17 protein-coding genes are annotated in these 20063 nt (G+C 72.7%); 7 read left to right on the forward strand and 10 right to left on the reverse strand.

The window, feature by feature from the left end:
- Positions 1-140: 140 nt before the first annotated feature.
- Positions 141-1073: a quinone oxidoreductase family protein gene (locus ACLQ22_RS26615; RefSeq protein WP_425694723.1), complete on the forward strand. Its 933-nt coding sequence runs from the start codon at positions 141-143 to the stop codon at positions 1071-1073.
- 425 nt (positions 1074-1498) lie between these two features.
- Positions 1499-1843, forward strand: coding sequence for a LysR family transcriptional regulator (locus tag ACLQ22_RS26620; RefSeq protein WP_425694724.1), 345 nt, complete (start codon positions 1499-1501; stop codon positions 1841-1843).
- A gap of 61 nt (positions 1844-1904) precedes the next feature.
- Here ACLQ22_RS26620 and ACLQ22_RS26625 read toward each other — a convergent pair whose 3' ends face one another.
- The gene (locus tag ACLQ22_RS26625; protein ID WP_425694725.1) at positions 1905-3173 is read right to left on the reverse strand and encodes a cytochrome P450; all 1269 of its coding nucleotides are present in this window, start codon (positions 3171-3173) and stop codon (positions 1905-1907) included.
- Positions 3174-3453: 280 nt separating this feature from the next.
- Positions 3454-3927, reverse strand: a complete 474-nt coding sequence (locus ACLQ22_RS26630; RefSeq protein WP_425694726.1) for a hypothetical protein — start codon at positions 3925-3927, stop codon at positions 3454-3456.
- A 131-nt stretch (positions 3928-4058) separates the two neighbouring features.
- Here ACLQ22_RS26630 and ACLQ22_RS26635 point away from each other — a divergent pair, with 131 nt between their 5' ends.
- A complete protein-coding gene (locus ACLQ22_RS26635) occupies positions 4059-5342 on the forward strand; it encodes an MFS transporter (protein WP_425694727.1) in 1284 nt (427 codons plus the stop codon).
- A gap of 224 nt (positions 5343-5566) precedes the next feature.
- Here the strand turns inward: ACLQ22_RS26635 and ACLQ22_RS26640 are convergent, their stop codons facing one another.
- The 4 genes from ACLQ22_RS26640 to ACLQ22_RS26655 all read right to left on the reverse strand — a co-directional run bounded on the left by ACLQ22_RS26640 (position 5567) and on the right by ACLQ22_RS26655 (position 9739).
- Complete coding sequence (locus ACLQ22_RS26640) at positions 5567-7276, reverse strand: bifunctional metallophosphatase/5'-nucleotidase (protein ID WP_425694728.1); 1710 nt, start codon at positions 7274-7276, stop codon at positions 5567-5569.
- 288 nt (positions 7277-7564) lie between these two features.
- Positions 7565-8020 carry a lamin tail domain-containing protein gene (locus ACLQ22_RS26645; RefSeq protein WP_425694729.1) on the reverse strand — a complete coding sequence of 152 codons (456 nt, stop codon included), beginning with the start codon at positions 8018-8020 and terminating at the stop codon, positions 7565-7567.
- A 272-nt stretch (positions 8021-8292) separates the two neighbouring features.
- Positions 8293-8934 carry a histone deacetylase gene (locus ACLQ22_RS26650; protein WP_425694730.1) on the reverse strand — a complete coding sequence of 214 codons (642 nt, stop codon included), beginning with the start codon at positions 8932-8934 and terminating at the stop codon, positions 8293-8295.
- A 22-nt stretch (positions 8935-8956) separates the two neighbouring features.
- Entirely contained in the window at positions 8957-9739 is a 783-nt protein-coding gene (locus ACLQ22_RS26655; protein WP_425694731.1) for a phosphodiesterase, read from the reverse strand.
- A 215-nt stretch (positions 9740-9954) separates the two neighbouring features.
- On the opposite strand from ACLQ22_RS26655, the gene ACLQ22_RS26660 reads away from it, so the two are divergent.
- Positions 9955-11376, forward strand: coding sequence for a diguanylate cyclase (locus ACLQ22_RS26660; RefSeq protein WP_425694732.1), 1422 nt, complete (start codon positions 9955-9957; stop codon positions 11374-11376).
- Positions 11377-11390: 14 nt separating this feature from the next.
- On the opposite strand, the gene ACLQ22_RS26665 is transcribed toward ACLQ22_RS26660, so the two are convergent.
- The 4 genes from ACLQ22_RS26665 to ACLQ22_RS26680 form a co-directional block, all read right to left on the reverse strand.
- Positions 11391-11894: a helix-turn-helix domain-containing protein gene (locus ACLQ22_RS26665; protein WP_425694733.1), complete on the reverse strand. Its 504-nt coding sequence runs from the start codon at positions 11892-11894 to the stop codon at positions 11391-11393.
- A gap of 62 nt (positions 11895-11956) precedes the next feature.
- Complete coding sequence (locus tag ACLQ22_RS26670) at positions 11957-12268, reverse strand: hypothetical protein (protein WP_425694734.1); 312 nt, start codon at positions 12266-12268, stop codon at positions 11957-11959.
- A gap of 1762 nt (positions 12269-14030) precedes the next feature.
- A complete protein-coding gene (locus ACLQ22_RS26675; protein ID WP_425694735.1) occupies positions 14031-15092 on the reverse strand; it encodes an aspartate-semialdehyde dehydrogenase in 1062 nt (353 codons plus the stop codon).
- 5 nt (positions 15093-15097) lie between these two features.
- On the reverse strand, positions 15098-16363 hold the full coding sequence (locus tag ACLQ22_RS26680; protein WP_121401692.1) for an aspartate kinase: 1266 nt from the start codon (positions 16361-16363) through the stop codon (positions 15098-15100).
- A gap of 224 nt (positions 16364-16587) precedes the next feature.
- Between ACLQ22_RS26680 and ACLQ22_RS26685 the strand changes: the two genes are divergently transcribed.
- The 3 genes from ACLQ22_RS26685 to leuA all read left to right on the forward strand — a co-directional run bounded on the left by ACLQ22_RS26685 (position 16588) and on the right by leuA (position 20050).
- Positions 16588-17424, forward strand: a complete 837-nt coding sequence (locus ACLQ22_RS26685; protein WP_425694736.1) for a hypothetical protein — start codon at positions 16588-16590, stop codon at positions 17422-17424.
- Between the two features lie 85 nt (positions 17425-17509).
- Positions 17510-18061: a nitroreductase family protein gene (locus tag ACLQ22_RS26690; protein ID WP_425694737.1), complete on the forward strand. Its 552-nt coding sequence runs from the start codon at positions 17510-17512 to the stop codon at positions 18059-18061.
- A gap of 237 nt (positions 18062-18298) precedes the next feature.
- Entirely contained in the window at positions 18299-20050 is a 1752-nt protein-coding gene (gene leuA / locus ACLQ22_RS26695; RefSeq protein ID WP_425694738.1) for a 2-isopropylmalate synthase, read from the forward strand.
- Positions 20051-20063 lie beyond the last annotated feature (13 nt).

Consider the following 20063-nt stretch of genomic DNA (forward strand, 5'->3'; position numbering starts at 1 on the left):
ATACCTTTGAAGTAACCAATATCTCACGGATACCTTCGCAGTCTGTGACCCGCGCTTCGGACCACCGGTCCTGACGATCGCTGAAAGCGAAGGCAGAGAAAATGCGTGCTGTTCGGTTCCACGAGTACGGTCCGCCTGACGTGTTACGTGTCGACGAGGTGCCCGATCCGCGACCGGGTCCGGGTGAGATGCTGGTCCGGGTTACGGCAGCCGGCATCGGGTTTGCTGACGTTCAGATCAGGGCCGGCCTGATGCGCACGGTACTGCCGGATCTTCCGATGCCGTTCGCGCCGGGATTCGAGATCGCGGGTACCGTTGTCGCGGTCGGATCCGAGGTGGATGCCAAGGCGGTCGGCCGGCAGGTGGTCGGCGCGACGTCCGGCGGCGGCTACGCGGAGCTGGCGATCCTGCCAGCAGCGTCGGCGTTGCCTTTGCCCGAGGGACTCGATGACCGGACGGCTGTGGCGCTGCTGGGCCAAGGGTCGACCGCGGTCGGCGTGGCCGAGGCCGCTGGCCTCACGTCGACGGACACGGTCCTGGTCGAAGCAGCAGCCGGAGGCGTGGGCAGCCTTCTGGTCCAGTTGGCCAAACGCGCCGGCGCCACGGTGATCGCCACCGCCCGGGGCGAGACGAAACTCGCGGTGGCCAAGCAACTCGGCGCCGATGTCGTGATCGATTACAGCGCACCCGACTGGGCCCAACGCGTCCGTGACGCGGTGGGCGGCAGCGTTTCGGTGGTTCTGGAGAGCACCGGCGGTGCCGTGTCCGAGGCCGCCTTCGACCTGTTGACACCCACGATCGGCCGGATGGTGGTCTACGGAACGACCAGCGGCCAGCCGCCGCGCTTCGACCCGCTCGGCGTCTATCACCGGGCCGTGTCGGTCACCGGCTTCGCGTCCGTGGCCCTACCCCCGCAGCATCTGGCTCGGCTGCGCGATCACGCGTTCGCGCTGGCTGACTCTGGTGAACTACGGCCCATCATCGGCGCAGTCATGCCGCTGGCCCAAGCCACCGCAGCCCACGAGGCGTTCGAAGAACGGGCGACGGTCGGCAAGACAATCCTCACCCCCTGATCACCTGCACAACAGTGCGGGCCAGCGGCTCGCATGAACCGTTGTGAAACCACAATCAGCAACAAAAGCTGAATGCTCCCGTCTGCCCAGGTGGCACGACCCCTCACCACCGTGATCAATCCAATTCCCCGAGCTGACAGTGCGGCGAGGATCCCGTGACGACCGGTTGAGTGACGACGCCACCAAGACCGAAGGTGACCTCCGAGTGGTCGGGCCGGGGCACCCCGAGTGGCACGGTCGGAGCCGCCGCCGGGCCTCGCCTCGACCGACGGCACCGGGCGTCAGCAGTTCCCGGCACATGGGGCCCTCGTTCCCCCGCGCTGACCCCGTCGCGATAGGACAAGGAGGTAGCGCTCGGAGAAGCGGAAGCGGAGGCGAGAACGATGCCGCCATGCGGCTGCGCGACCTTGACGGCCGATCTGGGCATGACGCGGATACGGTCGTTCGTGTGCCTCGCCGACGAACTGCACTTCGGTAGAGCCGCCAAGCTCCTGCACATCACCCAGCCGGCCCTGAGCCAGCAGATCGCCCGGCTGGAGAAGGACGTCGACACCCTGCTGCTGCACCGCGACAACCGGGCCGTCTCCCTCACCCCGGCCGGGCGGGTCTTCCTGAGGGGAGCCCGGGCGGCCTTGCGGCTGATGGACGAGACGACCCTCGCCGCGCGGCACCACGCCTCCCTTGAGAAGAGCCGTCGACTGTGCGCCGCGTGTCCACCTCGGCCGGAGGAGCCGTACGACGTGCCGCTGCCGTTGACGTCCCGCCCGTGACGCCGGCGGGTCCGGTGCCACGGGCGGGACGTCGTCAGTTCGCCTCCGGCGGCGTACTACCTCAGGAGGCGCTCGCCTCCGGCACGACGTCCAGCTCCACGGGCACCGCCAGGGGCACCCGGATGAAGTACGCCCGCCGGTACGGGACCGCGTGCCGCAGCGAGTGCGGGGACGGAGCCCCCTCGGACGTGGACACCGCCAGACGCAGGCGCGGCAGGCGGGTCAGCACCGCGCGGACCGCGATCTCGATCTCCAGGCGGGCCAGTTCGTTGCCGGGACAGATGTGCGGCCCCAGCCCGAACGCCAGGTGGTTGCGGCTGCCGAGCCGCTCCTCGGCCACCTCGTCGGGGTTCGGGTAGCGGTTCGGGTCCCGGTTCGCCGCGCCGATGGACAGCAGGACCGCGTCCCCCTTGGCGATGTCCTGTCCGGCCAGTTCGAAGTCCTCGGTGGCGAACCGGCGCACGCCGGTGTGCACCGTGCCGTACAGGCGCAGGAACTCCTCCAGCACGCCGGGCAGCCGGTCCGGGTCCTCGAAGACGTCGGCGAAGCGCTCCCGGTCGGCGAGCAGGCCGAGCAGCGTGCCGGCGATCATGCCGACCGAGGTGTCGTACCCGCCGACCAGCATCACCGTGGTCAGGCTGAGGATCTCCTGCGCGTCGTACGGATTGCCGTCCTGGTCGCGGGCTGCCACCCAGTACGACAGCATGTCGTCGCCCGGGTTGTCGGTCTTGGCCCGGACCAGCTCTCCGAGGAAGCCGATCATTGCCGCGCCCGACTCCTTCTGCACCTTCGCGTCGAGGGCGAGCATGCCGTCGCCCCAGCGCTGGAAGTCCAACCGCCGCTCGACCGGCACCCCGAGCATCTCCGCGATGACGATGAGCGGCAGGGGCAGGGCCAGGTCGGACATCAGGTCGGCCTGGCCCGTCTCGGCGAGCTTCTTGGCGATGTCGTCGACCAGTTCGTCGGCGAGCGCGATGATCCGGGGCTCCAGCCGCTTGATGGTCCGCGGCGCGAAGGCCTGGTTGAGGGCCCGGCGCAGCCGGGTGTGCTCCGGCGGGTCCTCCGTGACGACCGACTTGGCGAGGAGCTGCGTCGGCCCCGCCGCGCGCTGGTAACCCGGCCCCGCGTTCTCCAGCCGCCGGGAGAGCCGGGGGTCGCGCAGGCCTTGGCGGACCGCCTCGTGCTCGGTGACGAACCACGCCGGGATGCCCTGCGGGGTGACCACCTTGTGCACCGGGCACCCGCTGGCGTGCAGTTCGCGGTACTTGGCGTGCGGGTCGTCGAAGAAGGTGTCGAACACCGGGTCGGGTGCGCTCTGTTCGGTGGTCATGAGAAGGGTCCCTTCGCTCGCGTCTCAAGCGGTATTGCCGGCGCGGAACGGCACCCGTCGGGGTCGGTCCTACTTCACTGCGGACAGGTGTCGCGCGGGACCGCCCCCTGACGGTCACCACGAATCCCCGGGGAACGAGCCAGCGACCCGCGCCGGGTCACCGACAGTGCCGGTCCTCAGCCGCCGGGCGTACGCAGAGAACCCTAGGAAGCACCCTTCGTGTTCGTCTAATCACTAATTCTTATCGCTGTGGGCGGCACGCAGGCGCCCGGCGGTCCGCTCAGTCCTGCCGCTCGGTGCGCGCGATCTCGGCGAACGCGGCGCTCAGATAGCCGTCGAGGGGCCGGCCGGTGGCGACGAGCAGGTCGGCGACGAGCAGCGGCGCGTGCCGCGCCACGGCGGGCGGGTCGGGCGGCGACTCGTCGCCGTCCGGGTCGTAGACGCCGAGGGCGCCCGCGAGCAGGACGAGCACCACGTGCGGGTCGACGTCCGGCCGCCACTGCGCGGCGTCGCGGACGCAGCCCTCGAGCACCTGCCGGACGTCGTCGCCGTCCAGGCCGTCCGGGTGGGTCTCCTCCAGCAGCAGCCGGACCACCGCGCCGAGCACCAGGCCCGACCGTTCGGCCGCCGCGAGCCGGGCCACCGCGACGTCGTACGCCTCGGGTGCGCGCTCGCGCGCGGCGGCGACCGCGTCGGTGGCGGCGGTGGCGATCTCGCGGGCCGGTGCGGGCAGGTGCCGCCAGGTGGTGGTCATCCCGACCAGGATCGCAGAGAGGTACGACGCCCCGCCGGCACGCTCCCGGTGTGACGGCGCACACGGCGAGCGGCAAAACTCCGAGCGAAAAGGTCTCGCGCTGCGTCACACCCAGCGCACAGAATCGGGGGATGCTCAGTCGCGCCCTCCCCCGCCGTCCGGAAGCCCGGCGGATGCTCATCGGCACGCTGTTGTCGGCGATCGGGCGCGGCCTCACCCTGCCGTTCCTGTTCATCTACCTGACCGACGTCCGGGGTCTCACCGACACCCGTGCCGGTCTGGTGATCGGTTGGTACGGCGTGATCACGCTGGCGTTGTCGCCGATCGGCGGCACGCTCATCGACCGGTTCGGCGCCCGCCGGATCCTGCTGACGGGCCTGGTGATCGAGGCGGTCGGCACCGGGTCGCTGGCGCTGGTCGACTCGAGCGCCTCGGCGTTCGGGGTGATGACGCTGGTCGCGATGGGCAGCTCCGTCATCTGGCCCGGGCAGAACACGATCCTCGCCTCGCTCACCGACGCCGACGAGCGTCAGCGGGTCTTCGGGCTGAACTTCGCCCTGCTCAACCTCGGCATCGGCCTCGGCGGCCTGACCTCCGGCGCGATCGTCGACACCGCCCGCGCGGTCACCTTCCAGACGATCTACGTGCTGGACGCGATCAGCTACCTGATGCCCGCGCTGATCCTGCTCACCCTGCCGCACGTCGGCCACCGGCTCGCCGCCGCAGCGGCCGGGGACCGGACGTCGGCCGGCGGCTACCTCACCGTGCTGCGCGACCGCCCGTTCCGGCGGCTCGTCATCTTCGGCCTCGTCCTGACCACCTGCGGCTACGCGCAGATCGAGGTCGGCTTCACCGCGTACGCCGTGCGGGTGGCCGAGGTGACGCCGCGCGTGGTGGCCTGGGCGCTGGCCGGCAACACGGTGATGATCGTGCTCTCCCAGCTGCTGGTCCTGCGGCGGATGGAGGGGCGCAGCCGGACGGGCGGGCTGGCGGTCGTGGGCGCGGTCTTCGCGATCGCCTGGCTGGTCCTGGGGGCCGGGGGCGTGGTCGGCCCGAGCAACGCGCTGGTCGCCGCCCTCTGCGTCGTGGCCTGCTCGGCGATCTTCGGCTTCGGCGAGACCCTGCTGTCGCCGGTGATGCCGGCGCTGACGAACGCGCTCGCCACGGACGCGCTGCGCGGCCGGTACAACGCCATGAGCTCGATGATCTTCGGCATCAGCGGGGTGATCGGCCCGGTCACCGCCGGCCCGCTGCTCGGTGCGGCCAACGGCCGGATCTGGGTCGTGGCGGTCGTCAGCGGTTGCCTGGTGGCCTCGCTCATCGCGCTCTCCCTGCGCCGGCTGCTCACGCCGGCCCAGGACGGCCGCACGCCGGCCACCCCGCCGGCCGCCGAACCGGCCCCCGTGCAGGCCTGACCACCGGACGGACAACCCGGCCCCGGCCCCGAACCACCGGACGGAGAACCCGGCCTCGGCCCCGCCAACGACGGGAAACCGGCCCGGTCCAGGCCCGTCCAGCGGACGGAGAACCCGGCCCCGGCCCGTCCACCGGACGGAGAACCCGGCCTCGGCCCGGTCAACGGACGGCGACGGGCCCCGGAGCGGATGCTCCGGGGCCCGTCGGGTGCGTACCGCTGCCGTCAGGCGGCGGGGACCTCCGCGGTGGTGCGGATGCGGTCCAGGGCCGGCGCCGAGACCGGGGACTCGGCGGTCAGGTAGGCCACGAACGCGTCCAGGTCGATCATGCCGGTGACCGCGTTGGTACCGCCGGTGAGGACGGTGAAGCCGTCGCCGCCGCCGGAGAGGAAGTTGTTCACCGTCACCCGGTACGTGGCGTCGGCGGTGACCGCCACCCCGCCGAGGGTGAGGCTGCCCCGGACGACCCGGGTGCCGGCGCAGGCGTCGGCGGTCGTGCCGGTGGTGCCGGCCGGGTCGACGACGTACCGGACGGTCGACGACGGGTAGAGCGTCCGGCCGGTGACGAACTGCTGCTCCAGCAGGCAGTAGAGCTGCGCGCCGGTGAGGTCGAGCGTCACGAGGTTGTTGGCGAACGGCTGCACCGTGAACGCCTCCTCGTAGGTGACCGGGCCGGCGTCGAGGTCGGCGCGTACGCCACCGGGGTTCATGAAGGCGGCGACCGCGCCCTGCTCGTCGTCGGTGGCGGCGAGCTGCGCGTCGGCGATCAGGTTGCCCAGCGGCGACTCGCCCATGGTCGTACCGAAGAGGGTCTCCTGGGTCTTCTTGATCTCCGTGGTGGTCTGGCCGACCTCGCGGCCGGCCACCGGGCCGAGCACGGTCTTGTAGCGCTTGATCAGGTCGGACTGCGCCCGGTCCGGGGCGAGGTCCCGGGTGACAACCACGTTCTCGGCCTTGGCGCTGATCACGTCGCCGGTGCGCCGGTCGATGGAGAGGTCGATGTCGGTGACCAGGCGGCCGAAGGAGCTGGCGCTGGTGACCAGCTTGCCGTTGATGTCGCAGTTGTACGCCTGGTGGGTGTGGCCGCTGACGACCACGTCGATGGACGGGTCCATCCGGTTGGCGATGTCCACGATGGGGCCGGAGATGCCCTTGCAGTCGTTGATGCCGCCGGTGGCGTCCTGGGTGCCGCCCTCGTGCAGCAGCACGACGATGGTCTCGACGCCCTGGCGGCGCAGCTCGCGGGCGTACCGGTTGGCGGTCTGCGCCTCGTCGGCGAAGGTCAGGCCGGCGACACCCTGCTGGCTGACGATGCGCGGGGTGCCCTCCAGCGTCATGCCGATGAAGCCGACCTTGACGCCCTGCACCTTGTGGATGGCGTACGGGGCCAGCAGCGGCTGCCCGCTCGCGGTCTTGAACGCGTTCGCGGAGAGGTACTGGAAGCCGGCGCCCTCGTACGGGGTGCCGTCGACGCAGCCGTCGACCGGGTGGCAGCCGCCGTTCTGGATACGCAGCAGCTCGTCGGCGCCCTCGTCGAACTCGTGGTTGCCGACGCTGGCGTAGTCGAGCCCGGCCAGCGAGAGCGCCTCGATGGTCGGCTCGTCGTGGAACGCGGCGGAGAGCAGCGGGGAGGCGCCGATCAGGTCGCCGGCCGCCACGGTGATGGTGTTCTGCTCCTTGGCGGCGCGCTTGCGCAGCTCGGCGAGCTGGGTGGCGAGGTATTCGGCCCCGCCGGCGGGCTGCCCGGCGATGGTGCCGCTGGAGCCGGACGGCGGTTCGAGGTTACCGTGGAAGTCGTTGAGGGCGAGCAGCTTGACGGCGACCGGCTTCGGGCCGGCGTCCGCCTGGTCGGGGGTGGTCGTGACCGCGCCGAGGGCGGTCACGGCGAGCGCGGTCAGGCCGATGGCGGCCCGGCGCATCCCGGGGTTGGACATGGAACTCCTCGTGGGAAGCCGGCGCGGGCACCCGGGTGACGGTCCACGCCTGGGCGGGCCGCGCCGTCGACAGGTTCGGTCGCGTGGCGGCGGTGGCCGACCGCCGCCGCGTCGCGGACAGCCTCTCATCGTCACCCGCCCCCGGTCGACCGGGGCGGGACCACGGACCTGCGCAAACTCGCGGCCGGCGACCGGTCCGGACGGCCGTTTCCGACATGCCCGGCAGCGTGGGCACCGTTCGCCGACGGGTTGCCGCCGGCCCCGGTCGCCCGGGGCCGGCCGCCCGCCTCAGCAGTACGTGTAGCTGCCCTTACTCCCCCACGAGCAGGAGTCGATCAGGGTGCCGGACGAGTTGCGCAGGTACGCCTTGTCGCCGGTGTTGTTCCAGATGTAGGCGCCCGAGCCCCAGTAGCGGTGGGTCGAGCTGTTGGTGCCCTTGCCGGTGTGCACGAAGACGCTGGCGCCCGGGGCCAGCCGGAAGTCGTTGGAGAACTTGTAGACGTGGTTGGACTGGTCGCGCAGCGTCCAGTACTTCAGGTTGACGGTGGTGGAGCGCCGGTTGGTCAGCCGGACGTACTCGGCGTTCAGGCTGGAGTTCGAGCGGTTGTCGACGCCCGGCGAGTTGTAGTAGGCCTTGGTGATCTGGACGGCCGGGGTGGCGGCCTGGGCCGGGCCGGCGGCGGTCAGCGACACGCCCACCGTGACGGCGAGCGCCACCGCGAGACCGATCAGCCTTCTCCTCATGCGATTCCCCCACACACAGACGGCCGGTCGTGGAGCCGGCGGATGAGCCGTGCCCGCGCACGACCGGCCGAGGTTATCGATCTCCGGTGGTGATTGTGGACGGTGAAACGGCCGCCTCGGGCAATTGCGTCCGCCCGGTTGACCCGCTGCCGGCCGGCGGGACTGCGCCGGTCGTCCGACCGACCGCCGGGGTGACCGGGCGGCGGCACGACGGTCACCGAGCGTCCCGTCCCCGCGCGGCGTTCGGCGCCCGGGACCGTACGGTGCGTCGGTCAGCCCGGCACCCCGTGCCGGTCCGTCCCGGCGATCAGCGCCGCGACGGCCGCCGCGTCCCAGGCGCCGGCGACTCCCGGCCGGGCCAGCAGGTAGCGGGCGATCCGGTCGGCGTCCCAGCCGTGCGACTCGCGCAGGCCACGGGCGATCATGTCGAGGTAGGCCGGGGCCGGGGCCCGCCACCGCACCTCGGACGCCGCCCACGGGGCGGTGAAGGTCAGCAGCGGGAGCCCGTCGAGCCGGCCGGGGCAGAGCAGGGTCTCGTACCGGCCGGGGCCGAGGGTGGCCCGCCCGGTGGCGACGGCCTCCGCGATCAGGCCGGTGTCGGCGCCGGGTTCCCGGTACATCTCCTGGGCGGCCACGTCGGCGAACTGCCCGACGTCGAGCAGGTAGGCCCGGGCCGGCGCCTCGCCGGGGAGCGCCGGGTCGTAGAACGCCATCCCGCCGGTCCACGCCCGGGACTCGCCGGCGAAGTAGACGCCGCCGGGCAGCGACACCGGCACCGTACGCCTGGGTGGTCGCGGGTCCCGGCAGCCCGGGTACGTCCGCCGCCCGCCGGGCGGGCAGCCCCCCGCCAGGTAGAAGCCGAGCCGGGCGGCGTGCATGTTCGACCCGTACGCGACGTACCAGACCTCGCCCACCGCGACCGACCGGTCCCGGCGGTCAGAAGCCGCAGGTCATGCCGGCGGCGTGGCTGGCCTGCACCAGGTGCGTGACGCAGCCGCTCCCGGTGACCCGGTGCAGCAGGAAGCCGGTCGGCTCGACGACCCAGCCGAACTGGTCGTCCGCGCTGGTGGTGAGGGAACTCTGCCGCCAGGTGCTCGGCGCCGTGGTGAGCACCGTGCCGGCGAAGTTCACGGTGACCGGGCGGTGGACGTGCCCGGCGACCACCCGGACGACGTGCGGATGGCGGGCGACCACCTCGGCCAGCTCGTCGCCGTCGGTCAGCCGGATGTCGTCGAGGAACGGGATGCCGACCGGTGCCGGCGGGTGGTGCAGGCAGACCACGGCCGGCACCTCGGGACGACCGGCCAGCACCCCGTCCAGCCAGCCGAGCTGGTCCTCGCCGAGGCAGCCGGCGCCGCCCCCGCCCGGCATCAGGGAGTCCAGCACCACGACCGTCGCCTCCGGGTGGTCCACGTGGTAGTGCGCCGAGAAGCCGCCGCCGAGCCACGGCGTGCCCCCGAACGCGTCCAGCAGCGACTCCCGGTCGTCGTGGTTGCCGGCGACCAGGTGCACCGGCAGCGGGAACCGGCCGATGACCTCGCGCAGCGTCGCGTACTCGTCGGGGCGGCCGCGGTCGACCAGGTCGCCGGTGATCACCACGCAGTCGGGCCGGGGGTTCAGCGCCAGCACCCGGCCCAGAGCGCGGTGCAGGCCGGCCGCCGGCTCGGCGGCGAGCACGCCGGTGGTCAGGTGCGGATCACTGAGCTGGGCGATGAGCATCGGTGCCTCCACTCGACCGGGACCCTCACGCTATCGCCGCGAGCCCCGGCGCGCGGCCCGCCGAACCCACAGGCCCTGTCCACAGCCTGTGGATGGCACATGTGTACGAAAGCGTGGACGATCTTGGCACCCGGTGGTCCCGCGCCGCCCTGAGTACGCTTGATCGCGGGCCCGCCCGCCGGTCGCAGCCCTCCCTACCTGGAACGACGTGCCGAGTGGATCACGAGCGAGTCATCCGTGACGTCACGGTCCGCCTCCCCATGGCGTCGACCGTCGTCGAGGCGTGCCGGTGGACGGTCACCGCGCTCGCCCGCCACGCGCCGGCCACCATCTCCGTCCTGCTGCACGTCCACGACCGGCTCCGCTGCGTCGCGGCCACCGGCTCCTGGCAGGTCTTCTCCACCGTGCCGCCGAAGACCGGGATCGTGGGCCGGGTGTACGCCTCCGGCGAGACCGCCGTCGTGCCCGACGTCGCCGCCGACCCCGACTACATCCCGGTACGCCCTGACGTCACCGCCGAGGTGTGCGTACCGGTGCTGGACCCGGCGGGCCGGCCCATCGGGGTGCTGGACCTCCAGTGGTGCGGCCCGACCGACCTCGCCCCGTGGCGCGACACCGCCGAGCGGCTGGCGGCGCGACTCGGGGCCCGGATCGTGGCGCTCGGCGGGCCACCGGCGGAGAGCCGCAGCGAGAAGCTCCTGCGGCACGCCGCCGCGCTGACCTCCGCGTCGACGGAGTGGGACCTGTTCGCCGCCGCGATCGCCGCCGCCCGGGACGTGTCCACGCTCTCCGCGGCGGTACTGGTGCTCGCCGGCCCGGACGGTCCCCGCCTGGGTACGCCGCCGGCCACCCCGGGCGAGCTGGAGGCCCGGATCCGGGCGGAGCTGGCCGAGGCGGACCCCGCCGCGCTGGACGGGCTGGTCGCCCGCGCCCACCGCCACGGCGTGGGCTACACGCTCGGCGAGGCGGGACACCCGCCCGTCCCCGACCACCGGCCGCTGACCCGGGCCGGGGTACGCACCCTGGTCGCGGTGCCGGTCGGCCGGCCCGACGACGGCGGGGTGCTGCTGGTGGCCGACGAACGGCTGCTGCGCCCCGACCCGACCACGGTCAACCTGTTGGAGCTGCTCGCCGGCCAGGCGTGGAGCTGCCTTGACCGGCTGCGTACCCTGGCCCGCCTGCGCGAGCAGGCCAACTCGGACCCGCTGACCGGGCTGCGGCACACGGGGCCGTTCGGCCAGCGCATCGCCGTGGCCACCCCGGGGCGTACGGCCCTGCTGGCGATCGACGTGGACGGCTTCAAGGCCGTCAACGACACGTACGGCCACCAGGCCGGCGACCGCGTGCTCGTCCGGCTGGCCCGGGCCCTGGAGGCGGCGCTGCGGCACGGCGACGAGCTCTACCGCATCGGCGGCGACGAGTTCGTGGCGGTGATCGAGGTGAGCCGCCCCGACGAGGCGGTCCGGATCGCCGAGCGCCTGGCCGAGGCGGCGAGGCGGATCGGCCGCACGATCAGCGTCGGGGTGGCCCTCCCCCGCCCCGGCGAGTCACCCGAGGCCACGCTGCGCCGCGCCGACCAGGCGCTCTACGCGGTGAAGCGCCAGGGCCGCGACGGCGTCCGCCTGGCCCCCGCCTGACCGCCTCCGTCCGGTCACCGCCGGCGACGGGCGACGTTCACCGACTTCTGCTCGTTCGGGGACATCTCGCCCCGGGCGACGCCGGCGTGCCACCGGGTGTGCAGCGCGGTGTCCGCGATCCACGCCCCGCACCGGTGGCAGACCTCGACGTCCTTCGGCCGCCGCCCCGCGGGCAGCAGTTCCCCGCCAGCGTTGTCGGTCCCCGTGAGCGGGTTGGCCTCGTTGTCGGCGAGCATCCAGAGCCGGTGCCAGGTGGTCTTGATGTCCTCCCGGGAGACCCCGAGCGCGAGCAGCAGCTCGGTCAGGTTCTCCCACTTCGGCGGCTTCCTGGCGGTGAAGATGCGGCTGATCGTGGAGGTCGACAGGCCGATGGAGGTGGTCCGGATGATCGTGCGGTAGGACGGGTTCCCCGCCTGCCGGTAGGTCAGCTTGAGCTGACGGACGAGTTCGGTGAGGTGAGGGCTGCCGGGCTCGGAGCCCGGGCCACCACGCCCGGCGTTGTTCGTGTTCGTGGACATCGGCGGCGCGCCGTCGTCGCCGGTGCCGGACCCGCGTCCGGCACCGGCGCGCTTCGTCGGCGCTACACCCCCCACCGAGGGCCAGGCGCCCCGAGCAGCCAGGTGGAGACCCGGCTGGCGACGGCGCCGGTCAGGCAGACCGCCAGCGCGACCTCGGTCGGGGGCCGACCGGTCAGCAGCACCGCACCGGCGAGAACGGCGACCGCCGCGGTCACGAGGGCCGTCGGCAGCGGCCCGTGGACGCCGACGGTCCGGCGTGCCACCTCGCCGGCCAGCAGGACGATCGCACCCGCCGTCAGCAGGGTCTCGTCCAGGGCCCGCCCCGACAGCAGCAGTGCCACCGACGTGGCGATCACGATCACGATCACGATCACGCCGGGCCACCAGGCCCCCGGCTGCGGGGCCGCTCGCCGGGTTGCCGGGGCACCGCACGGGACGGCCGCCCGGCGGGGGTCGAGGGATGGTTGTTCGGTCATCCGGCTCGGAACTCCTTCGGTCGTGGCGGCCGTGCGGCCGCCTCCGAGTTGACCGGGGCGGGCGTCCACCCCGGCAGGCGGGGCGGAGGCAGCGCCTCCGCCCCGGTGGTGCTGGTCCGGGCCTCCCGGGGGAGTCGGTTGTTGCGCACAGCACGGGCCCGCGACGCGGGCCCGCGTACCGCCCCTGGTTGCAGCCAGCGTCCGGCGGTACCCGACCATCATCGGGCACGGAACCGGCCCAACTGAAGCGCCTGAATCAAGCTGAAACGCCGGGACAGTCGCCCGCCGGGCACCGTCGTCGTCAATGCGCGAACCGGTGAAGAAAACCGTACGTCCGTCCTGCGCGAACCGCCGACGCAATCGAAATTGTCGATCCGCGCCGAAAAACAGAAACCCCCCGCTGCAACGAGGGGTTTCCATTGCGCTTTTCCCGAGATCGGGCCCGGACCAGCAGGCAGCAACTCGGAGGTTTTCCCGATGGAGAAAACCAGGTAGCGCTCATCGGCCGGACTGACGGCCGAGTCGGCTACAGGTTTCCCGATCGGACGGGATACCTCAACCCACGGAGCCGGACCTGCAACGGGATGAAACACATCGACGCACGAACATGAGCCGATGCCACACCCCTTCGACCATTCGCCCCATATGAACCCTTTGAAGGGTGATCCACCGGCTCCAGTCGGAGAAAGTTTCATCCCAGCGTGATCACGCAGCGACCGAGAGTCCGGTCCGCACTCCGCCGCATCGACCCCGATGGCCCGAACAGCCCTCACCGCTTCCCCCGAACGTGAGGTTTCACTGGGGGACGGCTCAGGATTATTCGACAGTCAGTCGACGGCCCACCAGGAGTGCCGGCGGCCGGAAGCCAAAAGGACATTACCGGCAGGTAGCTCCACCTCGAAACGGCCGCCGATCCCGAACTCGCGACGCCCGGAGCGCCGGTAATGGATACCGGCGAATGCCGCTTTCTGAGCGCAAAGGGTAAGCCGACCGCCGCTGCGGGGACGGGCGGCGGCGTGCGGGCCGCCGCCGGAACCCATCGACATCGGGCGATCGGCACCGGCAGCCGACACCGGCCGGAGCCGGTGAAAAATCCTCCCGCTCCGGCGTGTCGCCACTGCAACATCGGCCGCCGCACTGCGCGACATGGCGCGCCCGCGCGGCGATTCGGTCAGCAACGCGCGCGACTGTCGGCATCACGACGCGGACGCCGAGCGGCGGGCAGACCAACGGTGGAAATTCCACGATTGAAAATTGCACACTTCGAGACCGGAGTTGCCCGCGGACCATTTTCGGCGCCGCCCGGTGCTCTTTCCCAGTCGGGCGCGGCGGCTCCCGATGGAGCGTAGGCGCATCGCGCGGCGGAGCATCGGCGCGCCGCACGACAGCAGCCTCGGCCCGCCGCACGGCAACGCCGCGAAGCCCGCGCGGCAGCGCCGCGAAGCGCCTCGAAGCCCGCGCGGCAGCGCCTCCCAGCACCGTCCCGGCGGCGCCACGGGAAACCCGCCGGCGTCGTCGGGGGCAGGACGGGGGCGCGCGGGCGGTCGACGATGTCGAGGTGGGCGGTCACGGCGAACGCCGCCGCGACCGGGCGGGCGGCCCCGGAAGGACGGCCGGGTCTCCGGCGCGGCGTCGACCGTGGGACGTGCCGGCCGGCGGCTCAGCGGGCGGTCAGTTCCTTGGCCAGGAGTTCGGCTATCTGGGCCGTGTTGAGGGCGGCGCCCTTGCGGAGGTTGTCGCCGGTGACGAAGAAGTCCAGGGCGCGGGGGTCGTCGACGGCCCGGCGGATCCGGCCCACCCAGGAGGGGTCGGTGCCGACCGCGTCGATGGGCATCGGGAACTCGCCCGCCCCCGGATCGTCGACCAGGATCACCCCGGGGGCGTTCCGCAGCACCTCGCGGGCGCCCTCGGCGTCCACCTCGGTGGCGAAGACCGCGTGCACCGCGACGGAGTGGCCGGTCACCACCGGCACCCGTACGCAGGTGGCGGAGACCTTCAGGTCGGGCAGCCCGAGGATCTTGCGCGACTCGTTGCGCAGCTTCATCTCCTCGGACGACCATCCCGCGTCGGCCAGGGAACCGGCCCAGGGCACCACGTTGAGCGCCAGCGGCGCGGGGAACGGGCCCACGTCGTCGCCGACCGCCTGGCGTACGTCACCGGGGCGGGAGCCGAGCACCCGGTCTCCCGCGATCTTGGTGAGCTGGGCGTGCAGGGTGTCCACGCCGCTCTGGCCGGCGCCGGAGGCCGCCTGGTACGAGGCGAGCACCAGTTCGCGCAGCCCGTACTCGCGGTGCAGCGGGGCGATCGCGATGATCATCGCTAGGGTCGTGCAGTTGGCGTTGGCGATGATCCCCTTCGGCCGGTTGCGCACCTGCTCGGGGTTGATCTCCGGCACCACCAGGGGGACGTCGCGGTCCATCCGGAAGGCGCCGGAGTTGTCCACCGCGACGGCCCCGCGGCCGACCGCGATCGGCGCCCACCGCGCGGAGACCTCGTCCGGGACGTCGAACATCGCCACGTCGACGCCGTCGAACGCCTCCGAGGTCAGCGCCTGGACGGTCAGCTCCTCGCCCCGGCACCGCAGCCGCCGCCCGACCGAGCGCTCGGAGGCGAGCAGCCGGATCTCGCCCCAGACGTTCTTCCGGCCGCTGAGCAGCTCGCACATCACCGTGCCGACGGCACCGGTCGCCCCGACCACGGCCAGGGTGGGCAGCGGCGACACGGTGGCTACCGTCCCGTCCCCGCGTAGACGACGGCCTCGGTGTCGCCGCCGAGGTCGAAGGCCTCGTGGATGGCGCGCACGGCGGCGTCGAGGTCGGTGTCGCGGCAGACCACGGACACCCGGATCTCCGAGGTGGAGATCATCTCGATGTTCACCCCGGCCGCGCCGAGGGCGGCGAAGAAGCCGGCCGCGACGCCGGGGTGCGAGCGCATGCCGGCCCCGATCAGCGAGACCTTGCCGACGTGGTCGTCGTAGAGCAGGCCCTTGAACTTGACCGACTCCTGGATCTTGCTCAGGGCGGCCATGGCCGTCGGGCCGTCGGCCTTGGGCAGCGTGAAGGAGATGTCCGTGCGGCCCGTGCCCTCGGTGGACACGTTCTGCACGATCATGTCGAGGTTGATCTCGGCGCCGGCCACGGTGTCGAAGATCCGCGCGGCGGCGCCCGGCTCGTCGGGCACGCCCACGATCGTGATCTTGGCTTCGCTGCGGTCGTGGGCGACCCCGGTGATCAGTGCTTGCTCCACAGGAAGGTCCTCCATCGATCCGGTGACCATCGTGCCGGTGTTGGTCGAGTATGACGAACGGACGTGGATCGGCAAGCCCGCCCGGCGGGCGTACTCCACGCTGCGCAGGTGCAGGATCTTGGCGCCGCAGGCGGCCAGCTCCAGCATCTCCTCATAGGTGATCTGGGTGATGTGCCGCGCGTTCGGAACGATCCGCGGGTCGGCGGTGAAGACGCCGTCCACGTCGGTGTAGATCTCGCAGACGTCCGCGTGCAGCGCGGCGGCGAGCGCCACGGCGGTGGTGTCGGAACCGCCCCGGCCCAGCGTGGTGACGTCCTTGGTGTCCTGCGAGACGCCCTGGAAGCCGGCGACGATGACCACCGCGCCCTCGTCGAGCGCGCCCTTGAGCCGCCCCGGCGTGACGTCGATGATCCGCGCCCGGCCGTGCACCGACGTGGTGATCACGCCCGCCTGCGAACCGGTGAACGAGCGGGCCTCGTACCCCAGGTTGTGGATGGCCATGGCGAGCAGCGCCATGGAGATCCGCTCCCCGGCGGTGAGCAGCATGTCCAGCTCGCGGCCCGGCGGCAGCGGGCTGACCTGGTTGGCCAGGTCGAGCAGCTCGTCGGTCGTGTCCCCCATGGCGGAGACCACCACGACGACATCGTCGCCGGCCTTGCGGGCGGCGACGATGCGCTCGGCCACCCGCTTGATCCGCTCCGCGTTGGCGACGGAGGACCCGCCGTACTTCTGCACCACGAGTGCCACGACGGTGCACTCCCTCCCAGCGACGACCCTGAGCGTGCCGGCGCCGCCGGATAGGAGCCGGCGGCGCGTGTCAGACGCACCCAGGGTATCGGTCGGCCGACCCGGCCGGGTCGGGTGATCCCACGATCCGGCCCGGCCGCCCGGGGCGGGGTGGTGCGCGACACGCCGGGGCGGCGCGCGCGGCAGGGCCCCCGCGCGTCGTTTCCGGGCCGCAGAATGGCCCCGTGCACGCCCATCTCCGCCCGGCCGGCCCTCCCGCGAAGCCCGCGCGCCCGCCGGTGCGTCCGGCCCGACGCCTGGCCGGCCCGCTCGCGCTCGCCCTGCCCGCGCTCCTCGTCGCCTGCACCGCCGACGAACCGGTCACCCGGCCCACGCCCACCTCGACACCGGCGCCGGCGGGGGTGGACGCGGCGCGCGACGAGTTGGCGGCGCTGGCGGCCGCCGCGCAGGATCGGCACCTGGTCGCCAGCTACACGCTGCGCGCCCCGGAGTCCCCGGACCGGACGATCCTGGTGACCAGCGCGAACGACGGCAGCTGGCGGGTCGACGTGCCGGGCGGCGCGCTCGGCGGCACCGCCGACGTCTCGTTCGCCGCCACCGCCGACGGGCTGTTCCAGTGCGCCCTGCCGTCCGTGGCCCGGCCCGAGCCGGCGTCCTGCGTACGCCTCGGCGACCGGGACGAGGCCGTGCCCCGCCGGCTCGACCCCCGGGTGCAGCACCCGTTCACCGACTGGCTGGACGTGCTGACCGACCGGCGGGCCCCGCTCGCCGTGTCCCCCGCCGAGCCGCCGCCCGGCGCGTCCGGCGCCTGCTACTCGGTCGAGACCACGTCGGCGTCGATCAACGCGCCGCTGGACGTGGGAATCTACTGCTACGGCCCCGACGGCACGCCCACGGCGGTGCGCACCGCGTCCGGCACGCTGATCCTCGCCGGCACGCCCGCGCCCGCCCCGGCCACCGTGCAGCTGGCCGGGCCGGTGGTCGACGCCGAGCCGCTCGGCACTGCGGCGCCGGAGGTGACCGCGGAGGCGACCGCGAGCCCGGACGCGGAAACGCCCTGACCGTCGGCGACGTTACGGGTGCTTTTCGCCACATTCGGACATCCCGCCCTTAACCACTGAATCGCCCTTACGGGACACTCGCCCCATGGCCGACCTCACCCCGCTGCTCGCGTTCCGCTGGAGCCCCCGATCCTTCGACCCGGTGGCGGAGCTGTCCCGCGAGGACGCCTCCGCGCTGCTGGAGGCGGCCCGCTGGGCGCCCTCGGCCGGCAACGCCCAGCCGTGGCGGTTCGCGCTCGGGCACCGGGACGACGAGACGTTCAAGCGGATCCTGGTCAACCTGCCGGAACGGGAGCAGCGCTGGGCGCAGCGCGCCGCCGCCCTGCTGCTCGGCGCGCACCGCACCGGATCCGCCGGGCACGCGTACGACCTGGGCCAGGCGGTCGCCCACCTCACCGTGCAGGCCACGGCGCTCGGCCTGCACGTACGCCAACTGCACGACCTCGACCACGCCGGCCTGACCGCCGACCTCGACCTGCCGGCGGGCGTACGGCCGCACGTGGTGGCGGCCGTCGGGCAACTCGGCGACCCGCTCAGCCTCCCCGCCGACCTGCTGCGCTCGGAGACCGGGCTGCGCCGCCGGCTCCCCCTGGCCGAACTCCTGCTGACCGGCCAGGCTGCGAAGTGCGTCTCATAGTCCGGACCGGCCTTCCCGCACCCCGGCCCGCCACGTAGGGTTACCTGGTCATGTGGCGGGCGTACCTTCTCCTTGGTCGCCGCGACGAGGCCTGAAGGCCGGCACCTCGTCGCGGAGTCGAACCGCGCCGTCCAGCACATCCGAACTTCCCATCGGCAACCGCCCGGGCACCGTCGCCCGGCACCTGGCCGACACCTTCCGATTGCTGACGCCACATGTCCCAGGGAGCACTCCGTCATGGCTCAAACCGTCACCGACGCTGAGACCGATCCGATCGCCCGGCAGCGCCCCAGCCGGATGCCGTACCACCGCTACCAGCCGTACCAGCGGCAGTTCCGGCTCGACCTGCCCGACCGCACCTGGCCGACGCGGCACGTCGAGGCCGCGCCGCGCTGGTGCGCGGTGGACCTGCGCGACGGCAACCAGGCGCTGATCGACCCGATGTCGCCGGAGCGCAAGCGCCGGATGTTCCAGCTGCTCGTGCAGATGGGCTACAAGGAGATCGAGGTCGGCTTCCCCTCGGCCAGCCAGACGGACTACGACTTCGTGCGGCAGCTCATCGAGCAGGACCTGATTCCCTCCGACGTCACGATCCAGGTGCTCACCCAGTGCCGGGAGCACCTGATCGACCGCACCTTCGAGTCGCTGCGCGGCGCGCGGCGGGCGATCGTGCACTTCTACAACTCGACCTCCACGCTCCAGCGGCGGGTGGTCTTCGGGCTGGACCGCGACGGCATCGCCGACATCGCCACCCAGGGCGCGCGGCTCTGCCGCAAGTACGCGGAGATCCACACCCCGGACACGGACATCCACTACGAGTACTCGCCCGAGTCCTACACGGGCACGGAGCTGGAGTACGCGCTGGAGGTCTGCGCCAAGGTCATCGAGGTCATCGACCCGACCCCGGACCGCAAGCTGATCGTCAACCTGCCGGCCACCGTCGAGATGGCCATGCCGAACGTCTACGCCGACTCGATCGAGTGGATGCACCGGCACCTGCCCCGCCGCGACAGCCTGGTGCTGAGCCTGCACCCGCACAACGACCGGGGCACCGGCGTCGCCGCCGCCGAGCTGGGGCTGCTGGCCGGCGCGGACCGGGTCGAGGGCTGCCTCTTCGGCAACGGCGAGCGCACCGGCAACGTCGACCTGGTGACGCTGGGGCTGAACCTCTTCTCCCAGGGCGTCGACCCGATGATCGACTTCTCGAACATCGACGAGGTGCGGCGCGCCGTCGAGTACTGCAACCAACTCCCGGTGCACGAGCGCCACCCGTACGCGGGCGACCTCGTCTACACCGCCTTCTCCGGCTCCCACCAGGACGCGATCAAGAAGGGCTTCGACGCGCTCGCCAAGGACGCGGCGGCGGCCGGGGTGCCGATCGACCAGCACACCTGGGCGGTGCCCTACCTGCCGGTCGACCCGAAGGACCTGGGCCGCACCTACGAGGCGGTCATCCGGGTCAACTCGCAGTCCGGCAAGGGCGGCGTCGCGTACATCATGAAGAGCGAGCACCAGCTCGACCTGCCGCGCCGGCTCCAGATCGAGTTCTCCGGCGTGGTCCAGCAGGTCACCGACCACGACGGCGGCGAGGTCGACCCGGGCACCATGTGGGAGATCTTCGCCACGCACTACCTGCTCGACCACCAGGTCGACCCGGCGCTCACCCTGGACGACTACGCCATCGGCACCGCCGAGGGCAAGGTCGAGATCGAGGCCCGCGTCGGCCTGGGCGGGGAGCCCCGCCCGCTGACCGCCGTCGGCAACGGCCCGATCGACGCGTACGTCAACGCGCTCCAGTCGGTGGGCGTGGCGGTACGGGTGCTCGACTACCACGAGCACGCGCTCTCCTCCGGCGGGGACGCGCAGGCCGCCGCCTACGTGGAGTGCGAGGTCGACGGTCGTACGGTCTGGGGCGTCGGCACCGACGCCAACATCGTCACCGCCTCCGTGAAGGCCGTGACGAGCGCCGTCAACCGCGCCCGCGCCTGACGGGCCGGGCAGG

It is taken from the genome of Micromonospora sp. DT178 (genome assembly GCF_049841695.1).
Classification (GTDB): Bacteria; Actinomycetota; Actinomycetes; order Mycobacteriales; family Micromonosporaceae; genus Micromonospora.

Coding starts and splice junctions, on each gene's coding strand:
- ACLQ22_RS26625 (WP_425694725.1), bottom strand. CDS start 3,173: ATGACCACCGAACAGAGCGCACCCGACCCGGTGTTCGACACCTTCTTC.
- ACLQ22_RS26640 (WP_425694728.1), bottom strand. CDS start 7,276: ATGTCCAACCCCGGGATGCGCCGGGCCGCCATCGGCCTGACCGCGCTC.
- ACLQ22_RS26635 (WP_425694727.1), top strand. CDS start 4,059: ATGCTCAGTCGCGCCCTCCCCCGCCGTCCGGAAGCCCGGCGGATGCTC.
- ACLQ22_RS26665 (WP_425694733.1), bottom strand. CDS start 11,894: ATGTCCACGAACACGAACAACGCCGGGCGTGGTGGCCCGGGCTCCGAG.
- ACLQ22_RS26620 (WP_425694724.1), top strand. CDS start 1,499: ATGACGCGGATACGGTCGTTCGTGTGCCTCGCCGACGAACTGCACTTC.
- ACLQ22_RS26690 (WP_425694737.1), top strand. CDS start 17,510: ATGGCCGACCTCACCCCGCTGCTCGCGTTCCGCTGGAGCCCCCGATCC.
- ACLQ22_RS26655 (WP_425694731.1), bottom strand. CDS start 9,739: ATGCTCATCGCCCAGCTCAGTGATCCGCACCTGACCACCGGCGTGCTC.
- leuA (WP_425694738.1), top strand. CDS start 18,299: ATGGCTCAAACCGTCACCGACGCTGAGACCGATCCGATCGCCCGGCAG.
- ACLQ22_RS26645 (WP_425694729.1), bottom strand. CDS start 8,020: ATGAGGAGAAGGCTGATCGGTCTCGCGGTGGCGCTCGCCGTCACGGTG.
- ACLQ22_RS26630 (WP_425694726.1), bottom strand. CDS start 3,927: ATGACCACCACCTGGCGGCACCTGCCCGCACCGGCCCGCGAGATCGCC.